Annotated in this window: 9 protein-coding genes; 5 read left to right on the top strand and 4 right to left on the bottom strand. The window is 38.4% G+C overall.

What is annotated here, in order from left to right; translation table 11 throughout:
• Window positions 1-344: helix-turn-helix domain-containing protein (locus ABS917_RS17895; RefSeq protein WP_350480261.1), on the bottom strand; the 344-nt coding region annotated here is incomplete at its 3' end.
• A gap of 244 nt (window positions 345-588) precedes the next feature.
• Here ABS917_RS17895 and ABS917_RS17890 point away from each other — a divergent pair.
• Complete coding sequence (locus ABS917_RS17890; protein WP_350480260.1) at window positions 589-966, top strand: nuclear transport factor 2 family protein; 378 nt, start codon at window positions 589-591, stop codon at window positions 964-966.
• A gap of 214 nt (window positions 967-1180) precedes the next feature.
• Window positions 1181-2506, top strand: a complete 1326-nt coding sequence (locus ABS917_RS17885; protein ID WP_350480259.1) for an alkaline phosphatase — start codon at window positions 1181-1183, stop codon at window positions 2504-2506.
• Window positions 2507-2825: 319 nt separating this feature from the next.
• Here ABS917_RS17885 and ABS917_RS17880 read toward each other — a convergent pair whose 3' ends face one another.
• The 3 genes from ABS917_RS17880 to ABS917_RS17870 all read right to left on the bottom strand — a co-directional run bounded on the left by ABS917_RS17880 (window position 2826) and on the right by ABS917_RS17870 (window position 6087).
• Window positions 2826-3299 (bottom strand): DUF2062 domain-containing protein, encoded by a 474-nt coding sequence (locus ABS917_RS17880; protein WP_350480258.1) that lies wholly within the window; start codon window positions 3297-3299, stop codon window positions 2826-2828.
• Between the two features lie 268 nt (window positions 3300-3567).
• Entirely contained in the window at window positions 3568-4764 is a 1197-nt protein-coding gene (locus tag ABS917_RS17875) for a M20 family metallopeptidase (RefSeq protein ID WP_350480257.1), read from the bottom strand.
• 75 nt (window positions 4765-4839) lie between these two features.
• Window positions 4840-6087: an MFS transporter gene (locus ABS917_RS17870; RefSeq protein WP_350480256.1), complete on the bottom strand. Its 1248-nt coding sequence runs from the start codon at window positions 6085-6087 to the stop codon at window positions 4840-4842.
• A gap of 223 nt (window positions 6088-6310) precedes the next feature.
• On the opposite strand from ABS917_RS17870, the gene ABS917_RS17865 reads away from it, so the two are divergent.
• The 3 genes from ABS917_RS17865 to ABS917_RS17855 all read left to right on the top strand — a co-directional run bounded on the left by ABS917_RS17865 (window position 6311) and on the right by ABS917_RS17855 (window position 10382).
• The gene (locus ABS917_RS17865; protein ID WP_350480255.1) at window positions 6311-8134 is read left to right on the top strand and encodes a helix-turn-helix domain-containing protein; all 1824 of its coding nucleotides are present in this window, start codon (window positions 6311-6313) and stop codon (window positions 8132-8134) included.
• 162 nt (window positions 8135-8296) lie between these two features.
• Window positions 8297-8554 carry a UDP-glucose 6-dehydrogenase gene (locus ABS917_RS17860; RefSeq protein ID WP_350480254.1) on the top strand — a complete coding sequence of 86 codons (258 nt, stop codon included), beginning with the start codon at window positions 8297-8299 and terminating at the stop codon, window positions 8552-8554.
• 307 nt (window positions 8555-8861) lie between these two features.
• Entirely contained in the window at window positions 8862-10382 is a 1521-nt protein-coding gene (locus ABS917_RS17855; protein ID WP_350480253.1) for an AbgT family transporter, read from the top strand.
• The last annotated feature ends 57 nt before the right edge of the window (window positions 10383-10439 follow it).

The raw sequence follows: 10439 nt of genomic DNA, 5'->3' as shown, positions 1-10439 counted from the left end.
TTTGGTTTTCTTTGCAGGCCCTCTATCCCTTCCTTTAAAAACCGATGATACCAACTAGCAACTAAAGTTGGATCATTCAAGTTAAAGTGAATCGCAGTATCTTGATGGGAAGCACCTGTTCGTTTCATATAGCTTAATACATCTAATTTAAATTGAACAGAATAAAACTGCTTCGTTTTCTTAACAGATAGGCCACTACATCCAAACTCTTTATAAGCACGTACCCATTTCCTTAACGGTGTAGCACCGACACCATATTTTTTCGCTATCGCTCTATATCCCAGTGAGCCACTTAAATATTCTTGAACCACCATCAATTTAAATTCTTCATTATATTTCGTCATAAAAAATCACCCTAAAAGTTAGTTTTTACTCTAACTTTTGGGGTGCAGTACCTCCTTGAAGAAGGAGAGGCTCTTTTTTGAGATTAAGGCCGATTTTGTTGAATAATATTTTTTTATTTTGTAATAAAGATTGATTAAAATCAGCTTTTCTCTGTAAATTTCTTCAGGTAGTTAAACAACCTTTATTGTAGCAGGAGGTTACTAAGTTTTTATTGAAATTGTATAAGGTAAGGAGGAATGAAAGTTGGAGTTAATAAAGGAATTATTAAATAGTTATTTTAGGGCTTGGAATGACGGTTTTGTTAGTAAGAATAGTGACAAGATTAGAGATTATATGTCAAAGAGTTTTGTTGGGTATTGGGCTCATTCAAATATAGAACAACCTGACCCATATTACTATGACTATGATCTTAATAGTGTATTGAGACAATTGGATAATGCGGAGAAAAGCTTTGAAATTTTTTCAATTACTAAGCGCAAAAATGGAGATGAATATTTAGTTCTAGGTAGAGAAACAAATTTAATCAATGGCGCGCCCTATTATGCTCAATGTATGTTTGTATGGAGAAAAGAAAGAGATGTATGGAAATTATTAAGAGAATATATAGAGTTGGAAAGGTAAGTCATTATTCAGGGGGCTTTAGTTAAATAACAACCACACACCTTAGTTATTGTACTAGTATTATTGTTATAGTTTCTGTTCGGCTGTTCTTTACAATCAAAGGTCCTTTTCGTAATTATATGAATTTTCTTAATGAACAATTTACGGCACATTAACTCTCCATCAATATTTGTCTATTAAGCTTAGTTTTGAAGACAAGAGGAGGAGAGATAAAATGTATAAAAAACTAAGTGTTGTCGCTCTAACTGGAGCTCTAGCATTTTCCGGGTTAAACCTTGGAATGACCAATGCTGCTAAACCGGAAAATGCCGGTAATGGAAATGGTAATAATGGAAAAGTGGAAAATGTTATCTATATGATTCCGGACGGATTTAGTGCGGACTATGCTGCGAATTATCGTACATATAAAGGTGAGAAAGCGATTTGGGAGGAACATTTGAAAGGAATGTTTACGACTTATTCGGCAAACTCCGATACTACCGATTCTGCAGCTGCCGGTACAGCGATGGCAACTGGTATTAAAACAAACAATGGTGTCATTGGACTTGATGCAGAAGGAAACAAGATTGAAACGATTCTAGAAGCAGCTGAAAAAAATGGGAAATCTACAGGATTAGTGGCTACGTCAACGATTAGCCATGCTACCCCTGCTGCTTTCGCTGCCCATGTTGATAGCCGAAACAAAGAAGCGGAAATTTCAAGACAGCTTGTTGATAGTGATGTAGATGTTATGCTTGGTGGAGGTAAAAGCAACTTCCTGCCAAAATCTGAAGGTGGAAATCAAGAGGAGCGTCATCTTATTAAAGAAGCTGAAGAAAAAGGCTTTGAATTCGTAGGGACAAGAGACGAATTAGCAAATGTAAGTGGTTTAAATGTGGAAGATGGCGATAAACTACTTGGTCTATTCGCTGGTGATTCACTGGCTCCTGAATTACAGCGCGGCGAAACAGAAGAACCTAGCCTTGCTGATATGACAGAAGCAGCAATTGAAGTTTTAGCAGAAGATAAGGATGGATTCTTCCTAGTAGTGGAAGGAAGCCAGATTGACTGGGCAGGACATGACAATGATGCGGCTTGGGCAATGTCGGATGTAGCAACTTTTGAAAAAGCAGTTGAAAAAGCTATGGATTTTGCCAATAAAGACGGGAAAACTTTAGTTGTAGTTGCGGGTGACCATGACACAGGTGGTATGACAACTGGAGGTTCAAAAGTAAGTGTTTTAAAAAATGTCACAGCAACTGGGGACACTATGGCAAGCAAGTTAAACAGCGATCGTTCAAACGTTCGTGAAGTAGTGGAACGATATACTGGACTTCCATTAAGCGAGAGCGATGTTAACTATATTAAGGAAGCGAAAGATGCATCCTATGCCATTAATACAATAGTAAGTAAACATGCGTCTATCGGCTGGACAAGCACGAATCATACGGCTGCAGATATCCCGCTTTATGTTTATGGTCCTCAATCGCAGAAATTTGTAGGATTCCACGACAATACGGATTTACCGAAATTAATTGCAGAAACAATGAAGCTTAAATAAGAAGAAGCCAACTAAGCTTGGTGAAATGAGTGAGTCCGGTATTGTACCGGGCTCATTTTTAGTTCACCCCCCCTTAAATAACAAAAATTCCTAGTGAGATTGGTTTAGATAATATTGGATATATAAAGACTAATCAGAAGGATACGAGAGTGTTTGACGGAATTTTATTGAAAGGTAAGGAGCTACCGAAAGGCGATAGATAAGGTAGTATTCAGTTCGTTCCATTAAAAGAGGGGGTTGGCAAAAGGGCTAGCAAATATCCTTATTTGCTAGTTTTTTTAGTTAAAAACCAAACCAAGGCAGGTGCTATGTGATATCATTACCTAATTTTATTTAAAATCCTCACTCGGTACATCTTGAACATCACATACACCATGAGATAAATAAGGATTGAGGAGGTAACTATATTGCACATGGCACCTGTTAAAAAGGTGAATCCACTGGAATGGGAATTCACAATGCCTGTATACGTATGTTCGATTGCATCTATATATTCTACTTCATCGAATTCATCGACTTTTGTATTTCGATCGAGCAGCAAGCTTCCGACTTTATAATTTAAGAAAAAAAGTAGCGGCCAGATAAAAGTGCCAAGGACACCGCCGACAAGTGCGGAAACGGTATTCGCCTTTAGGAGTCTTGCCATGCCGACGGAAAGAACGGGGCCGAGTCCGAATGTAGGTAGCCAGCTAGGGATAAAGCCAATCGTTACCCCTGATGCAACTTGATGTGGACCAGATTTAAGCCGAAACAGACGGATTAAATTATATTTAATGACGCGTGTTATTTTCATAGATGATGTCTATCCTCTCCAAGTACTTCGTCACAACCGCAACAATGAAATACCGATGTGCTTTTTATAGACTGATTATACCGAACTTAAGGAAATCCTTTTGTTAGTGTATTACATGGACAAAATGTTCCATGAAAAAAATACTATAAAAAAATTATACACTATATATCTAAATGTAAAAATGAGCAATGTGAGAAAAAGCGCCCCCTGAAAAATCAAGAGGACACTATTGGCAAACACGCATAGGCATAAGTTCAATGCTTTCTTTTTAAGTGTTGTTTCCATCACAGTAAGAAGAGACGACAGCAGCCATTGCTTTGGCACTTATAATGAGGCTTTTTTCATTAATTTCAAATTTAGGGTGATGGTGTGGATATGCTTCACCTGACTCTGGCATCGCCCCAACATAGAAGAAACATCCCGGTACTTTTTCGAGATAGTAGGCAAAATCTTCTGAAGGGGGGAGTGGGAGTGTTTTTAATACGGCTTCGATTTCAGGAATCGATGCTTGTTCAAGAACTTGGCGTACGTGTTCAGTTACTTCTGGATGATTGTATAGAACAGGATAGTCATTGTTATAATCTAAACTACATTCTACGCCAAATGATTTTTCCAGTCCTTCTGTAAAGGCGCGTACCTCTGATTCTATTATTTCCCTCGTTTCAGGGGTCATTGTTCGCACATCGCCTTCGATTGTCACCGAGTCCTTTATTACATTAAACGTACCTTTTCCATCCAGATTGCCAATCGTAACGGAAGCTGTATCAAATGGGTTAATGCGGCGGCTGACGATTGTTTGTAAATTCATGACGAAGGAACTTGCAGCAATAATCGCATCATTTGCCAGATGTGGTGATGAACCATGTCCACCTTTACCTTGAACGACAAGTTTAAAATACGATCTTCCGGTTTGCGTGTTTCCGCTTCGGTAATAAATATGACCTGTTTTCATGTTGCTCATAACATGGATTCCGATAATGGCATCAACGCCATCAAGAACACCAGCATGAATCATACCGATTGCACCACCTGGGGGAGCTTCTTCTGCCGGCTGATGAATCACTTTAATCGTACCTTTTAATTGCTCTTTAAATTCTGCCAAGATTTGCGCTAATACTAGCATATAGGCTGTATGACCGTCATGACCGCATGCATGCATGACCCCTTCATTTTTTGATGCGAAAGGCAAACCGGTTTCTTCCTGAATCGGTAAGGCATCGAAATCAGCACGAATCGCAATTGTTTTTCCTGGTTTCGCCCCTTTAATCGTTACAACGATACCACGTTCGCCACCAAAGTTCATTTCAACCGAATCCACTGGCACGTCATTATAAAAATCAAGAATATACTTGGCTGTTTGCTCTTCTTGAAAGGAAAGCTCGGGATGCTCATGTAGGTAGCGGCGAATTTCAATGATGCGCTCCTTTTGTTCATCCAATCTTTTCATTAAATTATGTAATAACATCTGAAAACCTCCTTACTAGTATCATTAACGGAATGAACATGTGCTATAAATGTATGTCCATTCCATTTCCGTTATTTATATCGTTTCTAAGTTTGGAGATTCCTGTTTTCTTCCGCCTGAAGCAGGACGATCCGGTTTTAGACCAGCTGCAGCAATGATTCCTAAAACTGCACAGGCAATTATGTAAAGGAATGCGGAGGCGTAGACGCCATTAAATACTTCGATTAAATAGCCCATTACCATTGGCGCGAGGAATGCTCCAATCATTCCGCCAAGGTTGATCATTCCAAACGTAGATCCAATCACGTTTTTTGAGAATAATTTATGAGGAAGGCTAAAAATGATAGCTACAATCGGTCCGTGGAAAAGCATACAGATGGACTGATAAATAATAACGAGAGTAACGGACGGCGCATTGAATAATAAATAAAGAGATCCGATCATGATCATGAAGCTTATAATCGCAAGATACTTCTCTTTTCCTATTAATAAAGATTTAATAAGCTGCCCGCCGACGATAACACCTACAGCCCCAGCCAGAGCGGGAATGGATGTAAGCATCCCCATCGACATCAAGTCAAGCCCTCTAACATCGACAAGATATGGCGGCATCCATGAGATGAGCCCCCAAATAACCGTACTTACGCCAAACCACATGATTGCCAACTGCCAGCTTGTAGGAATCTTCAACACATCTTTAAAGGATGCTTTTTGAACTGTTTCTTCCTCAACAATTTCTACCTGCATATTTTGAGGACTTAAATAGTACCAGAGCAGGGCTGCAACAAAGAATCCTAAAATCCCGATTGCAAAAAAGAGGTTTTGCCAGCCAATCCACACAAGTAAAGGGGTAGCAATTAAAGGAGCAATCACTCCACCAAGTGAATTTGATGACATCATGATCGTTTGGGCACTCGTCCGTTCTTTCTTTGGAAAGACATCCGCGATTGCTTTCGAACTTGCAGCAGGATATCCTCCCTCACCAAGTCCGAACATGAAACGAATAATAATCATCGACATAAGAGACCAAGCCATTCCAGTAAAAACGGTAAATAAAGACCATAGAACGATGGCTATTACAATTACCTTTCTTGACCCGAATTTATCGGCAAGCCAACCACCAGGCAACTGCATTAATGCATAACCGGCAAAAAAGCTACTTAATACTACGCCCATTACAGACGGGCTAAGATTAAAGTCTTTCGCAATTTCCACAATCCCAACATTCATCGCCATTCTGTCAAGATAGGATAAACACCATCCTAAAAACAGCAAGGAAAGAATGATATGCCTCTTTTTATTAGGAACTTGTTCATTTTTCATAAATACCCTCCCTTAAAAGTTACCCATCCAATGTGAATGTGCACTGTTCAAATAATAGAAAACGAGCGAAATAAACTGTTTTTCAATAAAATAATAGTTTAAGTAAGCGTTTTCTATTTTCAATATTTATTGAATATTATATAATTTCGGAAATGTCGTGCACATGTGTAGCCAAACAAAGTTATGGGTGGAAAGTTGTTGAATTCAACAAGGGGGAGAAGAAATGGAACAAAATGAGGCGTTGCTTCAACAGTTAAGTAGGGAAAATCAAAAAGCTCAAAATCATGTAATGAACCTTATGGAAAGCTTTCGAGCAATTAATTCGACGCTTGAATTAGATGAAGTATTGAAGAAAATTATGTACTCTGCATTGAAGATTGTTGAAACAGCAGAGGCTGGATATATACAAATGTATGATGCGATCTCGGATAAGCTCATAGTAAAGACATATGTAGGTTTTAATGAAAACATTAGATTCTTTAAAGTAAATATAGGTGAGTCCATTACAGGAAAGGTGTTCAGGGATGGCGTTATAAGGTTAATTACCTCAACGGAAGAAATTTATAATAGCATGACAAATTTAAGTGAGGAGAACCTTGAGTTCATTACGAAGGCTCATCAAAATAGCCCTACTATTAAATCCATTTTGTCTGTCCCTGTAGCAATCGGGACAAAAACGATGGGGGTCATGACATTTCACTGTTTTGATATAGAAGATGGCCTAAGTGAAACAGACTTGCTTCTTCTGCAAAGTTTCGCTTCCCAAGCAGCAACTGCACTATATAATGCACAGCTTCACACAGAAGTACAAAAAAGCCTGGATGAAGTTACCCATTTATCAAAAAAGCTTAAAGAAACGAATGCGATGTTAGAGAAGCGTACAGAAATTCATACGCACCTCACGAAGTTATCCGTTCAGAATAAAGGACTGGAAGCGATTATTCTGGAAATGAATAAGCTAATGGAGAGAAAGCTTGTCTATGCGGATTACCTTGAAGGAAATTACATCCCGCAGCATATTAAACATATTGCCACGATTCTGGACGACATTTTCTTACTCTTTGCAAATAAAACTGAAGCTAGTTACGTATCGACGTATGATTCAGTTCAAATTGATTGCTATATTTATCCGATAAGGTCAGGCTCTGTTTTTTTAGGTTGTCTCATTGTAGAAGGGAGCACCCCTCTATCACAACTCGACCAATTGATCATTGAGCAAGGAGCTCTGACTCTCTCGCTTGAAATTATGAAGCTTAGATCCCAGACTGAAATTTTGTACAAGAAAACGTATGAAACCTACCATCGTTTTTTAGAGATTAGAAATCCCCAGCAGGCTGAGCTTGTTGCGCAGGAGTTAGGAATTCATAATGATCATTTTCTCCAAATCGCTTTAATTGAAATAGATGGAAATGCCGATTTACTCTCGCTTGAAAATGATGCACTGCTTCTTCTAGCACATTTAAAAGAGAAGTTACTTTTAGAGAACAGTCTTCTATTTAGCTACAATAATAAAATAACCGTTTTATCTTTTACCCGAGATTCAGCTGGAGAAGGAATCATTACCAACATATTAAAAAACGGTATGAATTGGTGGAATGAGCGATTTACAGTAGTAGCCCGGGCAGGAATAAGCACAGGACAATACTATCCCGGCAAAGCTAAAGATTACCATTTGAAAGCAGAAAAGGCTCTTCTTCATCTGAAAAAACAAAAGAAAAAAGGTCTTCTGCATTACAGGGATATTGGTATCAGTACACTATTTTTGCACCATCCTGCTGAAGAAATTAACTCATTTCTAAGTGAAACATTTTCCTCACTATGGACTAACCATGAAACAAAAGACGAACTTCTACATACACTTTTCACGTATGTACAGAATAATCGTTCAATGGCAACGACTGCAAAGGAACTTCATATTCATACAAATACGCTCTATCACCGTATCAAAAAAGTTGAAGATATATTAAAAATTGATTTTAATCATTATGAAGATCATCTAAAAGTACTGCTGGCTGTGTATCTTTATAATACCTTTATGACCGATTGAAATTCAGTCGAAAGAGATAGTTAACGTTTTATTTTGAATTGCTAAAATAATTGACGATTAATTTAGCTAAAAACGGGGTAATGGTAAGAAGCCGATTAAATTAATTATAAAGCTTATCAAAGGGTGACATCACGATAATAAACAGAAAAGGGGACATGAACGATGCTACAACTTTTTTTTAACGACGATCATTTAATTTCAATTACCGGGGATCAGGAAATTTTATCGAGAGTACCTGACAATTATAAGCATTACGATTTAATTAAAATCAGAAGTGAATTGGTTACTACAGAACATTTAGTAGAGGCGTTCGAGTTTGCTTTACGTAAAACGGATGCAGGGGCAGTACATGCCGCGGCCTACTACGCTAAATTAAAAAATATGTACGTTCAAAAAAAGCGTGCACTCACTAATAACTAACTTGATGATGTGAGCTTATTAAAAGAATATTCGCTTTTACATATGAGCATCACCATAAAATACGGAATGGAAAGCATGGGAAACATGGCACAGCTGACGTGCCATGCTATCGCCAGGCTTTTTTTGTGTGGAAATTTATTTTGGGTAAATACAATTCCCTAGGAAAAAGCTTATCATCCAAAATACCCCTTAAATATACAAAATTACTATATAAATATAAAGAAAAATCTAAAAATTTGCATAACTCATTGCTATCCTCTTTATATTTTGCTATTCTTTTAAACATTAAACTTCTAGGGGGACGCATATGGAAAGTAAAGTTGGTAAGAAAAAAATGGTTGATAGGTTTCTAGACAGCATCGAACGTGCGGGGAATAAGCTTCCCGATCCGGTTACGCTGTTCGTCATCTTAGCGTTCTTTGTACTTGCGCTATCACTTGTTCTATCAAAACTTGGGGTTTCAGCTGTTAAGCCAGGAACTGACGAAACAATTGAAGTGATCAATCTATTGAATCGTGAAGGACTTATTCAAATCGTTACAAACATGGTAAGTAACTTTACGAGCTTTGCACCACTTGGCATCGTGGTTGTAACAATGATCGGTATTGGGGTAGCTGAAAATAGTGGCTTAATATCGGCTTTAATGAAAAAGACAGTTTTAAGTGCTCCTAAAAAAATCATCTTGCCTGTTATTTTATTTACAGGTCTTGTCGGGAATGTTGCCGCAGATGCAGCCTTCATTATTTTACCTCCAATCGCCGCAATGATTTTCATGAGTGTCGGACGAAATCCGCTAGTTGGGTTAATTGCTACCTATGCAGCAATTGCCGGAGGATTTAGTGCGAATATTATTATTTCGTCCTTAGACGTATTATTACTGGGCATTACCCAAACTTCAGCCCAATTGGTTGATCCTACATATACCGGACTTGCAACAATGAACTACTACTTCCTGATCGTTTCAACATTTGTTTTAGTTGTTGTCGCAACTTGGGTAACAGGTAAATTCGTAGAACCTCGCTTTGGTAAGTACGGCGGGAAGATTGAAGTCGCTGAACCACTTACAGCTTTAGAAAACAAAGGGCTTCGCTGGGCAGGGATTGTAACATTAGCATACGTCATTTTAATGGCGATTTTAGTAGTACCGGAATCAGGGCTACTACGAAATCCTGAAGATAACGGCTTTTTAAATTCACCGTTTATGACGGGTATTGTACCGATTATGCTGTTCTTCTTCTTATTACCAGGCTTAGCATACGGTATCGTTACGAAAAAAGTAAAATCGGACCGCGATGTAGCGGAACAAATGTTTAAATCAATCGGTGACCTATCTTCATTCATCGTATTGGCATTCGTTGCAGCACAAATGATTGCTTATTTCGGATGGAGTAACATTGGACCGATCTTAGCGATTAAAGGCGCAGAGTTTTTGCAAAATATGAACTTTACAGGCGCACCGATGTTTATCGGCTTCATTATCATTTGTGCATTGATCAATTTACTGATCGCAAGTGCATCGGCTAAATGGGCATTACTTGCTCCAATCTTTGTACCGATGTTCATGTACTTGAACTACTCGCCAGCTGTAACACAAATGGCGTACCGCGTAGGGGATTCAATTACGAACCCGATTACACCGATGCTTGCTTATTTTGCGATTTTACTGGCATTTGCTAGACGCTACGACAAAAATATTGGAATTGGTACATTAATTTCAGCGTTACTGCCTTACTCGGTATTCTTCGCGATTATGTGGATTATTTTATTCGCAATCTGGTTCTTACTTGGCCTGCCATTAGGACCTGGCGACGGCATTTACTTAAAATAATTGTCAGGATACACGAATATCATTTGAAAAACAGACAACTTAGAAAATGGGGATGGA

It is taken from the genome of Solibacillus sp. (genome assembly GCF_040273735.1).
Taxonomy (GTDB): domain Bacteria; phylum Bacillota; class Bacilli; order Bacillales_A; family Planococcaceae; genus Solibacillus.
Note: the sequence above shows the minus strand (reverse complement) of the source record. Positions and strands in the feature narration are given on the sequence as shown.

Bases quoted from the DNA above. Each gene is read 5' to 3' on its own strand.
- ABS917_RS17885 (WP_350480259.1), top strand. From the start codon at position 1,181: ATGTATAAAAAACTAAGTGTTGTCGCTCTAACTGGAGCTCTAGCATTT.
- ABS917_RS17880 (WP_350480258.1), bottom strand. From the start codon at position 3,299: ATGAAAATAACACGCGTCATTAAATATAATTTAATCCGTCTGTTTCGG.
- ABS917_RS17875 (WP_350480257.1), bottom strand. From the start codon at position 4,764: ATGTTATTACATAATTTAATGAAAAGATTGGATGAACAAAAGGAGCGC.
- ABS917_RS17870 (WP_350480256.1), bottom strand. From the start codon at position 6,087: ATGAAAAATGAACAAGTTCCTAATAAAAAGAGGCATATCATTCTTTCC.
- ABS917_RS17865 (WP_350480255.1), top strand. From the start codon at position 6,311: ATGGAACAAAATGAGGCGTTGCTTCAACAGTTAAGTAGGGAAAATCAA.
- ABS917_RS17860 (WP_350480254.1), top strand. From the start codon at position 8,297: ATGCTACAACTTTTTTTTAACGACGATCATTTAATTTCAATTACCGGG.
- ABS917_RS17855 (WP_350480253.1), top strand. From the start codon at position 8,862: ATGGAAAGTAAAGTTGGTAAGAAAAAAATGGTTGATAGGTTTCTAGAC.